Source organism: Phyllobacterium sp., from assembly GCF_037994425.1.
Lineage (GTDB): Bacteria > Pseudomonadota > Alphaproteobacteria > Rhizobiales > Rhizobiaceae > Phyllobacterium.
In genome coordinates this window covers 18,062-32,895 of record NZ_JBBNAM010000125.1, presented here as the reverse complement: position 1 = coordinate 32,895, position 14,834 = coordinate 18,062, and the positions used below count along the sequence as shown (strand labels likewise).

17 protein-coding genes are annotated in these 14,834 nt (G+C 59.2%); 4 read left to right on the top strand and 13 right to left on the bottom strand.

All coding sequences use genetic code 11. From position 1 onward, the window contains the following. The coding region (ndk, locus tag AAAB35_RS09175; protein ID WP_340667982.1) for a nucleoside-diphosphate kinase at positions 1 to 356 on the top strand (356 nt) is incomplete at its 5' end. Between the two features lie 63 nt (positions 357 to 419). Here the strand turns inward: ndk and AAAB35_RS09170 are convergent. The 6 genes from AAAB35_RS09170 to AAAB35_RS09145 form a co-directional block, all read right to left on the bottom strand. Beyond that, positions 420 to 851 (bottom strand): META domain-containing protein, encoded by a 432-nt coding sequence (locus tag AAAB35_RS09170; protein ID WP_340667981.1) that lies wholly within the window; start codon positions 849 to 851, stop codon positions 420 to 422. Further along, positions 848 to 1,327, bottom strand: coding sequence for a molybdenum cofactor biosynthesis protein MoaE (locus AAAB35_RS09165; RefSeq protein ID WP_340667980.1), 480 nt, complete (start codon positions 1,325 to 1,327; stop codon positions 848 to 850). The genes AAAB35_RS09170 and AAAB35_RS09165 overlap by 4 nt, the downstream gene beginning before the upstream one ends. A 1-nt stretch (position 1,328) precedes the next feature. Further along, positions 1,329 to 1,583 carry a molybdopterin converting factor subunit 1 gene (gene moaD / locus AAAB35_RS09160; RefSeq protein ID WP_340667978.1) on the bottom strand — a complete coding sequence of 85 codons (255 nt, stop codon included), beginning with the start codon at positions 1,581 to 1,583 and terminating at the stop codon, positions 1,329 to 1,331. An 18-nt stretch (positions 1,584 to 1,601) separates the two neighbouring features. After that, the gene (gene pgsA, locus AAAB35_RS09155; protein WP_340667977.1) at positions 1,602 to 2,186 is read right to left on the bottom strand and encodes a CDP-diacylglycerol--glycerol-3-phosphate 3-phosphatidyltransferase; all 585 of its coding nucleotides are present in this window, start codon (positions 2,184 to 2,186) and stop codon (positions 1,602 to 1,604) included. 98 nt (positions 2,187 to 2,284) lie between these two features. Continuing rightward, positions 2,285 to 4,378 carry an excinuclease ABC subunit UvrC gene (uvrC, locus tag AAAB35_RS09150; protein ID WP_340667976.1) on the bottom strand — a complete coding sequence of 698 codons (2,094 nt, stop codon included), beginning with the start codon at positions 4,376 to 4,378 and terminating at the stop codon, positions 2,285 to 2,287. Next, positions 4,375 to 5,154 (bottom strand): SDR family oxidoreductase, encoded by a 780-nt coding sequence (locus AAAB35_RS09145; protein WP_340667975.1) that lies wholly within the window; start codon positions 5,152 to 5,154, stop codon positions 4,375 to 4,377. The genes uvrC and AAAB35_RS09145 overlap by 4 nt, the downstream gene beginning before the upstream one ends. Positions 5,155 to 5,637: 483 nt before the next feature. Between AAAB35_RS09145 and AAAB35_RS09140 the strand changes: the two genes are divergently transcribed. After that, positions 5,638 to 6,282 carry an outer membrane protein gene (locus AAAB35_RS09140; RefSeq protein WP_340667974.1) on the top strand — a complete coding sequence of 215 codons (645 nt, stop codon included), beginning with the start codon at positions 5,638 to 5,640 and terminating at the stop codon, positions 6,280 to 6,282. Positions 6,283 to 6,341: 59 nt separating this feature from the next. On the opposite strand, the gene AAAB35_RS09135 is transcribed toward AAAB35_RS09140, so the two are convergent. From AAAB35_RS09135 to AAAB35_RS09120, 4 genes are all read right to left on the bottom strand, one after another. Then, on the bottom strand, positions 6,342 to 6,938 hold the full coding sequence (locus tag AAAB35_RS09135; RefSeq protein ID WP_340667973.1) for a glutathione S-transferase: 597 nt from the start codon (positions 6,936 to 6,938) through the stop codon (positions 6,342 to 6,344). Positions 6,939 to 7,142: 204 nt separating this feature from the next. Next, positions 7,143 to 7,760: a ribonuclease gene (locus AAAB35_RS09130; protein WP_340667972.1), complete on the bottom strand. Its 618-nt coding sequence runs from the start codon at positions 7,758 to 7,760 to the stop codon at positions 7,143 to 7,145. Between the two features lie 24 nt (positions 7,761 to 7,784). Beyond that, entirely contained in the window at positions 7,785 to 8,222 is a 438-nt protein-coding gene (locus AAAB35_RS09125; RefSeq protein WP_340667971.1) for a hypothetical protein, read from the bottom strand. Between the two features lie 56 nt (positions 8,223 to 8,278). Further along, positions 8,279 to 9,139: a 23S rRNA (adenine(2030)-N(6))-methyltransferase RlmJ gene (locus AAAB35_RS09120; RefSeq protein WP_340667970.1), complete on the bottom strand. Its 861-nt coding sequence runs from the start codon at positions 9,137 to 9,139 to the stop codon at positions 8,279 to 8,281. A 164-nt stretch (positions 9,140 to 9,303) separates the two neighbouring features. On the opposite strand from AAAB35_RS09120, the gene AAAB35_RS09115 reads away from it, so the two are divergent. Then, a complete protein-coding gene (locus tag AAAB35_RS09115; RefSeq protein WP_340667969.1) occupies positions 9,304 to 10,146 on the top strand; it encodes an EamA family transporter in 843 nt (280 codons plus the stop codon). Position 10,147: 1 nt separating this feature from the next. Here AAAB35_RS09115 and AAAB35_RS09110 read toward each other — a convergent pair whose 3' ends face one another. Further along, on the bottom strand, positions 10,148 to 10,795 hold the full coding sequence (locus AAAB35_RS09110) for a glutathione S-transferase family protein (RefSeq protein ID WP_340667968.1): 648 nt from the start codon (positions 10,793 to 10,795) through the stop codon (positions 10,148 to 10,150). Between the two features lie 128 nt (positions 10,796 to 10,923). Here AAAB35_RS09110 and AAAB35_RS09105 point away from each other — a divergent pair, with 128 nt between their 5' ends. Next, positions 10,924 to 13,029: a molybdopterin oxidoreductase family protein gene (locus AAAB35_RS09105; protein WP_340667967.1), complete on the top strand. Its 2,106-nt coding sequence runs from the start codon at positions 10,924 to 10,926 to the stop codon at positions 13,027 to 13,029. 94 nt (positions 13,030 to 13,123) lie between these two features. Here AAAB35_RS09105 and purN read toward each other — a convergent pair whose 3' ends face one another. Further along, positions 13,124 to 13,747 carry a phosphoribosylglycinamide formyltransferase gene (gene purN, locus AAAB35_RS09100; RefSeq protein WP_340667966.1) on the bottom strand — a complete coding sequence of 208 codons (624 nt, stop codon included), beginning with the start codon at positions 13,745 to 13,747 and terminating at the stop codon, positions 13,124 to 13,126. Then, positions 13,744 to 14,820, bottom strand: coding sequence for a phosphoribosylformylglycinamidine cyclo-ligase (purM, locus tag AAAB35_RS09095; protein ID WP_340667965.1), 1,077 nt, complete (start codon positions 14,818 to 14,820; stop codon positions 13,744 to 13,746). The genes purN and purM overlap by 4 nt, the downstream gene beginning before the upstream one ends. Positions 14,821 to 14,834 lie beyond the last annotated feature (14 nt).

Here is a 14,834-nt window from a genome sequence, read left to right as displayed (position 1 = left end):
TTACCCAGAAGTTTGAAGAGGCTGGCCTTCGCATTGTTGCTTCCAAGCGCGTATGGATGAGCCGCCGCGAGGCAGAAGGCTTCTATGCAGTTCACAAGGAACGCCCGTTCTTCGGTGAACTCGTCGATTCCATGTCTTCTGGTCCGACGATCGTTCAGGTACTCGAGGGCGAAAATGCTATTGCCCGCAACCGCGAGATCATGGGCGCGACCAACCCGGCCAATGCCGATGAAGGCACGATCCGCAAGCTGTTTGCCCTGTCGATCGGCGAGAATTCTGTGCACGGCTCGGATGCTCCCGAGACTGCTGCCGAGGAAATCGCCTATTGGTTCTCGGGCACCGAAATCGTCGGCTGATACGCCCCAGTTTAGTTGAAGAAGCCGGGCCAAGCGCCCGGCTTTTTTATTGTTATACGCGGCTTATCGGGACAATCGCGCGAGGATTTTGCCATCCTTGTCGTAGAAGAAGAGCTTTCCCACGGCGGCTTCGACCGAATAGGTCCGCGCCTCTTCCAGTACCGCGAAAAACTTCTGCTCCTGATCCATGACTGCGGGCGCGCACATCATGCGCGTCGCCGCTGCCGGTTTGAAGCTAATCTTAGAACCGTTGATCGTTGCGGCCGTCGCGTAGCGATTGCATCCGCCCGACCCGCTCGCGGCCCCGGATGGGCCGATTAAAAGCGTCGTCTGCGCATAGTCGATAACCCCTGCGCCCCTGATGTCTTCGGCGACCCAGTTGACGTCGGTGAGTTCATTGCCCGCCTCGGCGCTGTGCGCCGTCAACGACAGCACCAGCAATACGACGGCGGCGACGAAGCCGATGACGAGTGATCCGACTGCTATCCGGTTCATTTGGTTTTCTTCTGCCAGCGCTTGAGCGCTTCCTTGTCCGTTGCCTTGGCTTCTACCCAGCTGCTCTCGTCGTTCCTGCCGACGAGATGCTGTTTCTTCCAGAAAGGTGCGGCATTTTTTAGATAGTCCATCAGGAATGAAGCAGCTTCGAACGCTGCCTGCCGATGCGCCGATGCGGCGACCACGAGGACGATGTTCTCGCCGGGTTTGATGAAGCCGTTGCGATGGATAACCGTCAGTCCCGTCAGGCTCCATCGGTCGAGAGCCACGTTGGCGATGCGTGTGATTTCGGCGTCGGCCATGCCGGGATAATGCTCGATTTCAAGCGCCGTGAGCGTTCCTTCCTCATCGCGGCAAAGCCCGCTGAAGGTCACGACGGCTCCGATGCCGCGGCGATTTTCGGTCAGGCGGGCGATTTCGGCAGCAGTATCGAAATCCTCGTCCTGAATGCGGACGAGGGGTTTGACCGCACCCATCTCATCCCCCGGTCATCGGTGGGAAGAGGGCGATTTCACGAGCGCCCTCGATCGGGGCGTCATGCTCGACGTGCTCCTGGTCGATCGCAACACGGATCACTTCCGGATATTCGAATGCCGCCTCATATTCGTCGCCGCGCTGTTTCAGATGCGCCAGGAGGTCTCCCACGGTCACGATCGAAGGCGCAAGGTCGAGGGTTTCCTCGCCTTTGCCGATCCGTTCACGCACCCACGCGAAATAGACAAGCTTGGTCATGTTGGCACCTTTACGATTCTAATCCACCACGTGCTTCAGGCCGGCACGGAAATAGTCCCACCCAGTGTACAGCGTTATGAGTGCGGCAATCCACAGCAGAATAATGCCGGATATGGTCACGATCGGGACGATCTTGTCTCCCGCCGGGCCGGTGAGCAGGAACGCGATCGCAATCATTTGGATCGTTGTCTTCCACTTGGCAAGTCGGCTTACGGGGACGCTCACCTTGAGTTCAGCGAGGTATTCGCGCAGGCCTGAAACCAAGATCTCCCGGCATAGGATGATGATGGCGGCCCAAAGGCTCCAGCCGGCGATCGTTCCATCGGCGGCAAGAAGCAGGAGTACAGCCGAAACCAGCAATTTGTCGGCGATCGGATCAAGCATGCGCCCGATGGTCGAGGTTTGCTGCCAGATACGGGCAAGGTAGCCGTCGAAAAAGTCGGTGATACTGGCAATCAGAAAGATCGCCAGGGCGCCCCAACGCGCCGCATCGCTCGATTGCAGCCTGCCTTCCAGAAAGAAGCAAAGGACAACGAGGGGGACTGCGATAATACGAGCATAGGTCAAAAGGTTCGGCAGAGAGTAGGCGTTGTTTCTGGGCATGTTTCCAACCAATCAAATCAGTGCCGATCAAAGGGGCTCGACCGCCAAACGTCAAGCCAATCAATAAGAAGTCCGGCGCATTTATGTCCGGAAATCAGCTATGTACGAAAATGGTCGCGAATTGTGATCGCCATCGCTTCAGATATGCCGTCGACCTTCATCAAATCTTCGACAGCGGCGCGTGAAACCGCTTTGGCAGTACCGAATTGGTGCAGCAGCGCGCGCTTGCGCGACGGGCCGATACCGGCAATCTCGTCGAGCGGGTTCTTGACCATCTCCTTCTTGCGCTTTGCACGGTGGGTGCCGATGGCAAAGCGATGCGCTTCATCGCGCAGGCGTTGCAGGAAGTAGAGAACCGGGTCGCGCGGCGGCAAGGTGAAAGACGGCTTGCCCTCCATGAAAAACCGCTCGCGGCCGGCATCACGATCGACACCCTTGGCCACGCCTATGGCGGTTACCTTGTCGGCAATGCCCATTTCGCCGAGGATACCGCGCACCGCGCTCATCTGGCCTTGTCCGCCATCGATGAGGATGATGTCCGGCCAGGCGGGAAATGCGTCTGACTCCTCGTCAAATTCATCGATCTCCAGGTCTTCCGCCGGCGCATCGCGGTTCTCCGGTGTGCCGTGCTCCTTGACGAGCCGGCTGAAACGCCGCTCGATGACTTCCCGCATCATTCCGAAATCATCGCCCGGAGTAATTTCAGTCGAGCGGATATTGAACTTCCGGTACTGATTCTTGACGAAGCCTTCAGGCCCGGCAACGATCATTGCCCCGATGGCGTTCGTGCCCATGATGTGCGAATTGTCGTAGACCTCGATGCGCCGCGGCGTCTTTTCTAGCCCGAACGTATCCGCGATACCCTTGAGCAGGCGGGATTGCGATGATGTTTCGGCGAGTTGGCGGCCAAGCGCCTCGCGCGCATTGCTGAGCGCATGTTCGACCAGTTCCTTCTTCTCACCGCGTTGGGGAACCGTGATGGTGACCTTTCGATGCGACTTCGCCGTCAGTGCCGTACCGAGCAGTTCCTGGTCCTCCACCGTCTCGGAAAGCATGATCAAGCTCGGGCAGGGCTTGTCGTCATAGAATTGCGAAAGAAAAGCGCCAAGTACCTCTGCAGGCGATAGGGAAGGATCCGCCTTCGGATAGTAGGCGCGGTTGCCCCAATTCTGACCGGTGCGGAAAAAGAACACCTGGATGCAGGTTACGCCGCCATCCTGATAGATGGCGAAGACGTCGGCCTGTTCCACCGATTGTGGATTGATCCCGGAATGCGACTGCACGTGTGACAGAGCCGAAAGCCGGTCGCGGTAGATGGCCGCCCGTTCGAAGTCGAGTTCGGCTGAAGCTTGCCTCATGGCGTCGGAAAGATGCGTCTTCACCGCCTGGCTTTTGCCAGAGAGGAACGCCTTCGTCTCCCGCACAAGTTCGTCATATTCGCCTTCGCTCACCTCGCCCGTGCATGGTCCGGAACAGCGCTTGATCTGGTAGAGCAGGCAAGGCCGGGTGCGGTTCTCGTAGAAGGAATCCGTGCAGGTACGCAGGAGGAAAGCGCGCTGCAGGGCATTGATCGTGCGCCCCACGGCGCCCGCCGATGCAAATGGACCGAAATAGTCGCCCTTGATCGAATGCGCGCCGCGATGCTTGAATATTCCGGGCGCCAGCCACCGATCGCTCCGCTTGGGCGCGGTCAACAGTATGTACGGAAACGATTTGTCGTCCCGCATCAGTACATTAAAACGTGGTCGTAAGCGCTTGATCAGATTCGCTTCGAGGAGCAGCGCTTCCGTTTCCGTGCGCGTGACGACGAATTCCATCTTGACGGTTTCGCGGATCATGCGCGCTATGCGATTGTTGTGGCCCTGGCCGCGTGCATAGTTCGAAACACGTTTCTTCAGGCTGTGCGCCTTGCCGACGTAAAGCACGTCGCCACTTGCGTTGAACATGCGATAGACGCCGGGCTTGTTGGGCAGCCGCTTGACGAGACCCGCAATCACATCCGCGCCACTGGCACCTTCGGAGACGACGCTGGCATCCCATTCGATCGCGCTGATCAGCGCGGCAACGTCACGGACGGGCTCGCCGCTTGCCCGGTCTTCGTCTTCCGCCTCATCGGCAACGTCGATTTCGTCCTCGTTCGTATTGTCCGCTCGAAGCTCATTTTTCTGGTTCTGGTTTGCCGGATCGTTCATTCAATAATTCCTGATACATCAGGCGTTTCCCACGCCAGATGTTGTCCGCCATCAAGGGCGATCATCTGCCCCGTGATCGAGTGTGCCTCCCAGAGGTAGCGGATTGTGCGGCCAAATTCTGACAGTTCGGGCCCGTGTTTCAACAAAAGCGCGTTGACCTGCCGGTCGAAGTCAGCAGGGTCCTGCCTGGAGCTCGGCAGGGTAGGTCCCGGACCGATCCCGTTGACGCGAATACGCGGCGCAAGCGCTTGCGCCAGGGTTTGCGTTGCCGTCCACAGCGCTGCCTTCGACAGGGTGTACGATGTGAATTTGGGAGTGAGCTTCCAGACCCGGTGGTCGATCATGTTGACGATGAGACCTTCCGCACCCGCCGGTAGCGCAGACGCCATGGCGTCGGCGAGCAGCACAGGAGCCTTGACATGGACGGCGAAATGGCTGTCCCAGATTTCATCATTTCTGAGGTTACCCACACCGTCCTCGTGAAACACCGAGGCGTTGTTGACCAGGAGTTGCACGGGACCAAGTGCGGCCTCGACGTCACCAATAAGCCGGCGCACAGCATCGCTATCGGTCAGGTCCGCCCTGACCAGGCAACCCTTGCCGCCATGCGCCTCGATCGCTGCAAGCAGATCGCCGCCTTCATCGAGGGCGCTGTGACCATGGATGGCGACCGCAAAGCCGTGGGCCGCCAGATCCTCGACAATCGCCTTGCCGATCCGCTTCGCACCGCCGGTTACGAGAGCAACGGTCCGGTCAATTTTCAAGCTCCACTCCATTCATGCTGCGATTCAGGCCCGAATATAGGGTTCGCCGAGCAAAAGCGCGAGGGTGAAAGGTCAGCAGTGAACACGTGCAGTCGAACGCGTTGATTCGACTGAAGTTTGCCACGAGTCAGCTTTGTTGCTTCGAAGTGGCGATGTGATGGTTCGCTGGAGCGAGAATATTAAGTAATTATTAAGTATATTCACGCGTGATTCGACATAACTCAATCGAGTCTTTTGTTTATTATCAAATAATTGTGAGCGTTTATTTCAAAAAGAGATTAACATACTACTTGGCTATGGCGGAAATCCCGGTTGTTGCCCAAAAAGCACATCGCATTCCGGCCACGATCTCGTCGGTTTGTTTTCACAGTCCCGCGCAAGTGCCGCCACAATGCGGCGCGAATGTCCGTCTCGTTAAGCGGACGCAATCCATGGTTCTTCCCCCCGACCAGTGCCCGCTCCGTGTAAAAAAGAGTTTAAAAAAAGGAGATTGCCATGCGCACTCTTAAAACAACCTTCCTCACGTCGGCAGCTGTGCTGATGCTCTCCGCCCCCGTATTTGCTGCTGATGCTGTCATGGAACAGCCGCCGGCACCGGCGCCGGTGGAAGCCGCCCCCGTAGCCTCCGACTGGTCAGGCGCCTATCTCGGCGCCTATGGCGGTTACGGCTGGAACAAGCACAAGACGGATGAAGGCAAAGTCAATGCCGATGGCGTCAAGGGCGGAGCCTATGGCGGCTACAACTTCCAGAACGGCCAGTTCGTTTATGGCGGCGAAGCCGATCTTGGCTATTCCGGCGGTTCCGAAACCCGCAACGGCATCAAAGCCGAGCAGGGTGTGGAGGGCTCGGTCCGTGCACGCGCCGGTATCGCACTTGACCCAGTCCTTCTCTACGGTACCGGTGGTCTTGCCGTGACCAACAGCAAGCTCTCGGCAGATACGGGCAGCGATTCCAATACACGTATCGGCTGGACGGCGGGTGCTGGTGCAGAAGCCAAGATCACCAACAACATCGTTGGACGCGTGGAGTATCGCTATAGCGATTACGGCCGCAAGGACTTCGATCTTGGTGGTCTCGATGATGTATCGAGCAAGCTGACCACCAACGAAGTCCGGGTTGGTGTTGGTTATAAGTTTTAAACCAGGCCGGATTTGCGAAAGGGCCGGACAGGCAACTGTCCGGCCTTTTTTGTTGCCGGCTATTTTGGCAGCAGGGCAGCGAGTTCAGGGTGAAGTTCCTCGAAGCGTTTCTGCCAGCGTTTCAGCTTGGATCGCCCCTTTTCCCATTTTCCTTCGAAGCGCAGGCTCGCATAGGCGAGGGCGGCCGCCATTGCGATGTGGCCGCCATGGATCTTCTTGCCGAGGCGTGGTGGCGCAGCATTGAGATGGTCGAGCACGCGAACAGCCTTGCCCCATTGCCGATCCAGCCATGGCTCGTGGATCTTCTCTTCGGGATGGAAACGGCGCTCATATACATGCGCCAGGAGTACGTCGCAAAGGCCGTCGGCGATTGACTCCAATTGCTCGGCCTCCAGGCGCCTTTCCGCATTGCGCGGAAAAATCTTGCTGCCCGAGACTCGGTTGAGATACTGCGTGATCACGCGGCTGTCATAGATCGCCTTGCCGTCATCGAGAATGAGCGTCGGAATTTTGCCAAGCGGATTGGCGTTGATGAGTTCGGCCGGCTCGGCATTGCTGTCGACCAAAACGCTTTCGATTGGCACGCCGGCGTAGAGCGCGGCCATCCGGACCTTCGTGCTGTAGGGTGAGGCGGGGGAATAGAGAACTTTCGTCACGATGGCGCTCCAATGCGTTGCGATTCGATGCTGAAAAGTAAACGCCAAGCGGCGTTTCGCAAAGGGCAGCCTATTGCGCCGCAGGCATTTCCACCGTACGCCGCCGGCAGCCTGACCGATCGACCTCAGGGCATGAGCGGAAGTTCAACTCCTTGGTCAGGCAAATACGCACTTCGCGAAGATAGTCGCGGTCACACGTTACCGCTATCCCGTCCTTCGGCATGCCGGCATTTGGGATACAAATGCCTGTTCGAGGGCAAGTGGGTTGATTTCAGGGCGCAGGTCCGGCTGGCGATAGGCCGAGGGGATAGAAACGCGGTTCATCGCTTGGCGCATGACAGAAAAATAGTCTTGCTGGCCGAGTCCCGAGCATGCGCCGTGTTTGCGCCATTCGTAGGTAACGAGCCCGGTCGAAGGCATGATGTCCGAAAGCTGCCTCGCGAGCGAATAAGGCACATCGCGCGGCTGCGCGGTATCGCAATCCTGCGGGTAGCCCTGCTCGAATTGCGGCCACAGCCCATGCACGACAAACCCATAGGGCCGGCCGGAATTGCATTGTTGCCGATTGGCTTTTGCGCCTTCCGCCGCGCAGTAGCTCGGCGACCAGGAAAGGGCGAGAACGTAGATATCGAAACCCGAACCCGCGGGAAGCAGCTCCTTATCGGCCTTAGCCGTGGATTGCTGAGCGCCACGGTCGATACCAGGAACCGGCGCCGGCCGCGTTGTTTGCGTCGGCGCTTCTTGTTCACGCAGATATGTGAGGATTGAAATCGAAATCAGAGCCGCAAACAGCGCGTATCGGGCCAACCTGCCGACCGGCATCACCTGTCGCGCTTCGGTGGCGGCTCAGTAAAGCGTGCGACACTGGCCGTCATAGACGTGCCAGCGATCGAACCCCAATACACAGAATTCGACATTGTTGCCGATGCCGACAAAGCCCATGCCGTCCTCGACCACGTACCAGACTGGGCGCTGGCCGCCATCGGTCAAGTGCGCCGTTGCCTTGCAGTAGTGACGTGCCACCGCCGCAAGTTCGGGCTCGCGACTCGGCTCGTAGCGGGTGAGGCGAACGTCGCTGAAATTGTGGATGCCGACCTGCGGCAGGTTCGGCACGTGCCTTACCTGATAGGCGAACCGGTTGACGATGCGATTGAGCACCCCAGCCTGGCCACACGTGTCGTCGTAGCCACCCTCAACATAGTCCGCGGCCCTTGCCGAGATGCCTGAGGACAATACGACGCTGACCGCAAAGCCAACCGCAAGAAGAGGTGATACGCGTGCCATGGGTGTACTCTCCACTAATGTCTGTGCGCGCAATCTCGGCCAGCAGTTGCTTCCGGTCAAGCGTCAACTTGTTCGCCGCGCACCCAATCGACTGTAAACCCTGCATTTTTTTCTTCACTGAGGATTTTTGACAACGCCGGGAAGAGAAGGCGCAGCTCGTCCTCTAGCGTAAAGGGGGGATTGACGATGATCATCCCGGTGCCGTCGAGCCGTGGTTCGGCGGATGGCGCACGAATCATCAGTTCCGTTCGCAGGATCTTCGGGATGCCAGTCGCGCGCAGGGCCGCGGCGAAACGACTGACTTCCTGCCTGTCCTTGACCGGATACCACAGTGCATAGGTACCACCGGAGAATCGTTTGTGCGCCCTGGCGAGGCCATCGACAAGCCGGTCGAATTCGCCGGCAACCTCAAATGGCGGGTCGACGAGGACGAGACCCCGCTTTTCTTTCGGCGGCAGGTGGGCGCCCATTGCCAGCCAGCCGTCGAGTTTCGTTACGCGCACTTGAACGTCACCGGCAAAGAGGTCGCCGAGGCGCTCAGCGTCTTCTGGGTGAAGTTCGAGGGCCGAGAGCCGGTCTTGGCGCCGCAGTAGGTGGCGAACGATGAGGGGCGAGCCAGGATAGCGCCGTATCGCGCCATCCGCATTTTCGGCGCGGACGATATCGAGATAGGGGTCGATCAGCCCCGCAACGGCCGGGTCGAGCCTCGTCTCCAGCAGCCTGCCGATGCCGGCCTGCCACTCGTTGGTCTTGCCGGCCTCAATGCCCTTCAGGTCGTAACGTCCAATCCCCGCATGGGTATCGATGACGCGAAACGCCTGGTCCTTGCGCTGCAAGTAAAGCACCAGCCGCGTCAGTATGATGTGCTTGACGACATCGGCAAAGTTACCGGCATGATAGGCGTGGCGATAGTTCATGGCCTGCTTGTTTCACGATGTCCCGCAACCCGCAAGCATTGCGTTGGACGTGTTCAAATTCCTTGAACCGATACTTTCAACCAACAAATTTGCCAATTGACATAAATCTGTCATATAGCGCCGCAGGGCACACTCGTATCGCTGGCGTGCTGCGGGTGAACACCATGTCCGGAACTGTTATTATCGTTGTGCTTTTTGCCGCGTTCATGCACGCGAGCTGGAACGCTGTCGTCAAGTCCGAAGGCGACAAATTTCTCAACACAGTCGTCGTCGTTACCTCAGCGGGCCTTATCGCAGCGTTGTGCCTGCCGTTTTTGCCGCCCCCGGCGCGGGAAAGTTGGCCGTTTCTCGCCGCATCGGGCGTCGCCCAGGTGATTTATCTGATCTTGGTCGCAGCTGCATATCGCAGCGGCGACATGAGCCAGGCCTATCCGATCATGCGGGGCACGGCGCCGCTGATTGTGGCGATCGCCAGCGGACCCCTGATCGGTGAGGTGCTTTCGCTACAAAAATGGGGCGGGATCGCGCTGATCTGCGGCGGCGTACTCGCCCTTGCGCTTGAGGCACGCCGGCGCGCCTCCGCCAATCGAGCGGCGACGATGTATGCCCTGGTAAACGCCTTCGTAATCGCTTCCTATACGCTCATCGATGGCGTCGGCGTGCGTCATTCTGGCGCCCCTGCCTCCTATACGATGTGGGTTTTCGTCCTTAACGCCGTCCCGCTGTTCTTATGGACGATGATCATGCGTCGGGGCGAGCTATGGCCTCATTTCCTCAAGCGCACTCGCCTAGCAACGATCGGCGGCGTCGGGACGCTCGGGTCCTACGGTCTCGCACTTTGGGCGATGACTTTGGCACCGGTGGCGGCGGTGGCCGCCTTGCGCGAAACCTCGATCCTTTTTGCCGTTGCAATTTCCGCGCTGGTTCTCAATGAGAGCGTCGGCCCGAAGCGCCTCGCGGCCGTGGCGCTGATTGCCGCTGGTGCAGCAGTCATGCGGCTTGCCTGATCTACTCCGGCCGCATGCCGAAATAGGGCTTGGCTTCCTCGACGGCGCGCGCGAATGACGGCCGCTGCATCAGCCTTTCCAGATAAGCCGAAACATTTGGATGCTCGGTGCCGAACGGGACGGAAAGATTGGCATAAAACAGCGCTGGCGAGGCAGCGCAATCGGCCATCGTATAGCGATCGCCCGTCGCCCAGACCTTGCCGCTCAGTTCCTTCTCGAGCACCTCATACGCGGTGTTTAGCTTTGCTTTTGCCTCCTCGACACCGAAACTGTCGTTTTGACCGTCGGGTCGCAGCTTGTCGGTAACCGTTTTCTGCATGGGTACCTGAACGTGCAAGTCAAAGAAGCGATCAAGCCGGCGTGTTTCGAAGGCCTCCTCAGGTTCGGCAGGCAATAGCTGAACCTTGCCCGGGTAATGCCGGTCCAGATATTCGATGATCAGGCTCGACTCCGGGATCGTCTTGTCATGGGCGGTATCACGCAGAACGGGAAATTGCCGAATAGGCCAAATCCTGGTGAAACTTGCGCTCGCCACCGGGTCCATGAAATCAACGACGCTCTTCTCGAAGGCGACATCCTTTTCGTAAAGGGCCGTCAGCACTTTCTGGCAGAATGATGAAAGTGGGTGAAAATACAGCGTGAGCGACATCGACGTCCTCCATCTCAGGCATTACTAAAGTGAATGCTTAACTATCAAGGCAATTAGACGGCGTCAAGCTTGTCACCAAGACAAAAAGCTGCATTTGTACTGTTCCGTTTTTGCGCTATGGATCGCGCATGAACAAAGCTGTCCTTCTTCGCACCGGCCATTCCGCCTGTCCCCACGATTGCCCGTCGACCTGTGCGCTCGACGTCGAAGTGCTCGACACGGGCCACATTGGCCGTGTGCGCGGCGCGAAGGAAAACAGCTACACCGCCGGTGTCATCTGCGCCAAGGTCGCCCGCTATGCCGAGCGCATCCATCATCCGGAGCGGCTCCTCAAGCCGGTCATTCGCGCCGGCGCCAAGGGCGAGGGGCTCTGGAAGGAGGCGAGCTGGGAAGCGGCCCTTGATCTGATCGCTGAGCGTTTCCTGAAGGCCGAAGCGGAATATGGTACAGAAAGCGTGTGGCCATACTATTACGCCGGTACGATGGGACTGGTGCAACGCGATTCCATCCACCGGCTCCGTCACGCCAAGAAATATTCGAACCAGTTCGACAGCATCTGTACCAATCTCGCCTGGAGCGGTTTCCACGCCGGAACCGGCAAGCTTGGCGGTGTTGATCCTCGCGAGATGGCAAAGTCCGACTGCGTCGTGATATGGGGCACGAATGCCGCGGCGACACAGGTGAATGTCATGACGCACGCCGTTCGCGCCCGCAAGGACCGTGGTGCGAAGATCGTTGCCATCGATATTTACGAGACGGCGACGGTTCGCCAGGCCGATCTCGGGCTAGTGCTGAAACCCGGCACCGACGGCGCATTCGCCTGTGCTGTCATGCATGTGCTTTTCCGTGACGGGCTCGCGGACTGGGATTACCTCAATGCCTACACGGACGATCCCAAGGGGCTCGAACAGCATTTGAAGCACAAATCACCGGAATGGGCGGCGGCGATCACCGGCCTGTCGGTTGCCGAGATCGAAGCGTTTGCTCGTCTCGTCGGTACGACGAAGAGGACGTTCTTCCGCCTCGGCTATGGCTTCGCCCGCCAGCGCAATGGTGCCGTCAACATGCATGCGGCCCTGTCGATTCCTGCCGTGACAGGCGCTTGGAAATATGAGGGCGGCGGCGGTTTTCATTCGAATTCGGGCATTTTCCGGATGGACAAGCGCGAAATCGAAGGCCGCGCCTTTGCCGATCCTTCGGTCCGGCACATCGATCAGTCGCGGATTGGCGCCGCGCTTACCGGCGATGCATCTGCCCTGTACGGCGGACCGCCCGTCACCGCCATGCTCGTGCAGAATACCAATCCCGCCAATGTCGCGCCCGAGCAGCGGCTGGTGAAGCAGGGCATGTTGCGCGATGACCTCTTCATGGCCGTGCATGAACAATTCATGACCGACACGGCCAAGCTTGCTGATGTCGTGCTGCCCGCGACAATGTTCATGGAGCATGACGATATTTACCGTGGCGGCGGCCAGCAACACATCGTACTCGGCCCGAAACTCATCGACGGTCCCGGTGAAACGCGCCCGAACCTCTATGTCATCAACGAACTGGCAAAGCGGCTGAACGTCGCCCACCTCCCGGGGTTTGATCTCGATGCGAAGACGCTCATCGACAATATGATGGCGGCGAGCAATCTGCCCGGTTTCGATGCGCTCAAGGAAATGCGCTGGCTGGACATCCAGCCGGATTTTGAGACCGCGCATTACGAAAAGGGCTTTGCCTGGCCGGACGGCAAGTTCCGCTTCAGGCCGGATTGGGTCAACGGGCCGTCGCCGAACCGTCCACCGCAATCCATGGGGCTTCAGGGACCCTTCAGCACACTGCCGGAGTTTCCGGATTATTGGGAAGCGATCGAGGTGGCGGATGAAAAACATCCGTTCCGGCTGGCAACGTCGCCAGCGCACAATTTCCTCAACTCGACATTCTCGGAAACGCCGACATCGACCGCCAAGGAGCAACGCCCGGAACTTCTGATACACCCGGACGATGCAGCCGAAGTCGGCATTGCCGATGGTGCGCGTGTCGAGATTGGTAATGATCGCGGCGAGGTGGTCTTTCACGCCCGCGTCGAAGCGCGCACGAAACGCGGCGTCGTTATTTCCGAAGGCATTTTCGCAAACTCCGCCTTCGAACGCGGCGAGGGCATCAATGTTCTGACCGGCTCCGATTCACCCGCACCCAATGGTGGTGCAGCCTTTCACGACAACAAGGTCTGGGTGCGCTTGGCTTGAGCGGCCCTCTTTTCTCAACCGCCTCGGCATCTCTTCCGGAGGTGCGAAGGCGGCGGAGGGGGCGAGCTTTCCCCGCAAAAAGGACGGACCGAAGCTAATCGCTGAAAACGGTGCGCCCGTTTTGCATTACCGCCTTGCCGCTGGCGACGAGCGCCAGCGCCCTTGCGTAGGTCTCGTGTTCGACGGAGAGGACACGTTCGGTCAGGGTCGCGGGCGTGTCACCGGTTTTAACCGAAACGGCGGTCTGGGCGATGATCGGACCTTCATCCATGCCTTCTGTGACAAAGTGCACCGTGCAGCCGTGGATTCGCACGCCGGCCTCCAACGCCTGTTCATGGGTATGGAGACCCCTGAACAACGGCAGGAGGGAAGGGTGGATGTTGAGCATCCGACCTTCCCATTCGCGCACGAATTCCGGCGAAATGAGGCGCATGTACCCGGCCAGGCAGACAATATCGACCTCTGCAGCGCGCAGCGCTGCCGAAACCGCAGCTTCGTGCTCGGCCTTCGAGGCAAAATCGCGGTGCGGGATGGCTAAGGCAGCGATGCCATCGGCTCGCGCCGCCTCGAGCCCACCGGCATCCGCCTTGTTGGCGATGACGACAACGACTTCGGCCGGGTAGTCCGGCGCCTTTGCCCCTGCGATGAGCGCGCTCATATTGGAGCCGCGCCCGGAGATAAGGACAGCGACGCGCTTTTTCTTTATTACGCCGATCACAGCGCCAAAGTACCCTGATAGCTCACGCCTGCATCGGCGCGCGCAACCATGTTTCCGAGACGGACTGCGTTTTCGCCCTGTGATTTCAATGCGTCGAACACTGCCGCGACATTCTCTGGCGCAACGACGGCAATCATACCGATGCCGCAATTGAAGGTGCGCAGCATTTCGTCGCGTTCAACCCCGCCGGTCTTGGCGAGCCAGGAAAACACGGGCGGAACGTTGATCGCGGAAAGGTCGATGCTGGCGGTCAGGTGTTTTGGCAGCACCCGCGGAATATTGTCCGGAAAGCCGCCGCCGGTTATGTGGGCGAGCGCCTTGACTGCGTTCGTTTCACGAATGGCGGCCAGCAGCGGCTTCACATAGATGCGCGTCGGCGTCAGTAATGCCTCGCCAAGCGTCGTGCCGGATTTGAATGGAGCATCGGCGTTCCAGCCAAGCCCGGAGAGCTCGACAATGCGCCGCACCAGCGAAAAGCCGTTGGAGTGAACACCGGAAGATGCGAGCCCGAGAATGACATCACCCTCGGCGATGTCGCCTGACGGTAGCAATTGGTTGCGTTCTGCCGCGCCCACGGCAAAACCGGCAAGATCATAGTCGCCGTCGCGATACATGCCCGGCATTTCCGCCGTTTCACCGCCGATAAGCGCGCAACCCGCCTGCAGGCAGCCTTCGGCAATGCCGCTGACGATCGCGGCGCCCTGGTCGGGGTCAAGCTTGCCGGTGGCAAAGTAGTCGAGAAAGAACAGCGGTTCCGCGCCCTGCACGACGAGATCGTTGACACACATGGCAACCAGATCGATACCGACCGTGTCGTGCACGCCGGCGTCGATGGCTATCTTGAGTTTGGTACCGACGCCATCATTGGCCGCGACGAGAACAGGATCGGTAAAGCCCGCCGCCTTCAGATCGAATAGGCCGCCAAACCCGCCGATTTCGCCATCAGCACCCGGCCGCCGCGTCGAGCGCACGATGGGTTTGATCTTTTCGACGAGCAGATTGCCCGCATCGATGTCGACGCCTGCCTGCGCATAGGTGAGGCCATTCTTGCCGGCTTCGTTCTTGTCACTCATCGTCAGCTCCGGAT

Excerpts from the sequence above, each read along its gene's own strand:
- purM (WP_340667965.1), bottom strand. The coding sequence starts at position 14,820 with ATGAGTGACAAGAACGAAGCCGGCAAGAATGGCCTCACCTATGCGCAG.
- uvrC (WP_340667976.1), bottom strand. The coding sequence starts at position 4,378 with ATGAACGATCCGGCAAACCAGAACCAGAAAAATGAGCTTCGAGCGGAC.
- AAAB35_RS09165 (WP_340667980.1), bottom strand. The coding sequence starts at position 1,327 with ATGGGTGCGGTCAAACCCCTCGTCCGCATTCAGGACGAGGATTTCGAT.
- AAAB35_RS09105 (WP_340667967.1), top strand. The coding sequence starts at position 10,924 with ATGAACAAAGCTGTCCTTCTTCGCACCGGCCATTCCGCCTGTCCCCAC.
- AAAB35_RS09115 (WP_340667969.1), top strand. The coding sequence starts at position 9,304 with ATGTCCGGAACTGTTATTATCGTTGTGCTTTTTGCCGCGTTCATGCAC.
- moaD (WP_340667978.1), bottom strand. The coding sequence starts at position 1,583 with ATGACCAAGCTTGTCTATTTCGCGTGGGTGCGTGAACGGATCGGCAAA.
- AAAB35_RS09110 (WP_340667968.1), bottom strand. The coding sequence starts at position 10,795 with ATGTCGCTCACGCTGTATTTTCACCCACTTTCATCATTCTGCCAGAAA.
- AAAB35_RS09140 (WP_340667974.1), top strand. The coding sequence starts at position 5,638 with ATGCGCACTCTTAAAACAACCTTCCTCACGTCGGCAGCTGTGCTGATG.
- AAAB35_RS09170 (WP_340667981.1), bottom strand. The coding sequence starts at position 851 with ATGAACCGGATAGCAGTCGGATCACTCGTCATCGGCTTCGTCGCCGCC.
- AAAB35_RS09130 (WP_340667972.1), bottom strand. The coding sequence starts at position 7,760 with ATGCCGGTCGGCAGGTTGGCCCGATACGCGCTGTTTGCGGCTCTGATT.
- pgsA (WP_340667977.1), bottom strand. The coding sequence starts at position 2,186 with ATGCCCAGAAACAACGCCTACTCTCTGCCGAACCTTTTGACCTATGCT.
- AAAB35_RS09120 (WP_340667970.1), bottom strand. The coding sequence starts at position 9,139 with ATGAACTATCGCCACGCCTATCATGCCGGTAACTTTGCCGATGTCGTC.
- AAAB35_RS09145 (WP_340667975.1), bottom strand. The coding sequence starts at position 5,154 with ATGGAGTGGAGCTTGAAAATTGACCGGACCGTTGCTCTCGTAACCGGC.
- AAAB35_RS09125 (WP_340667971.1), bottom strand. The coding sequence starts at position 8,222 with ATGGCACGCGTATCACCTCTTCTTGCGGTTGGCTTTGCGGTCAGCGTC.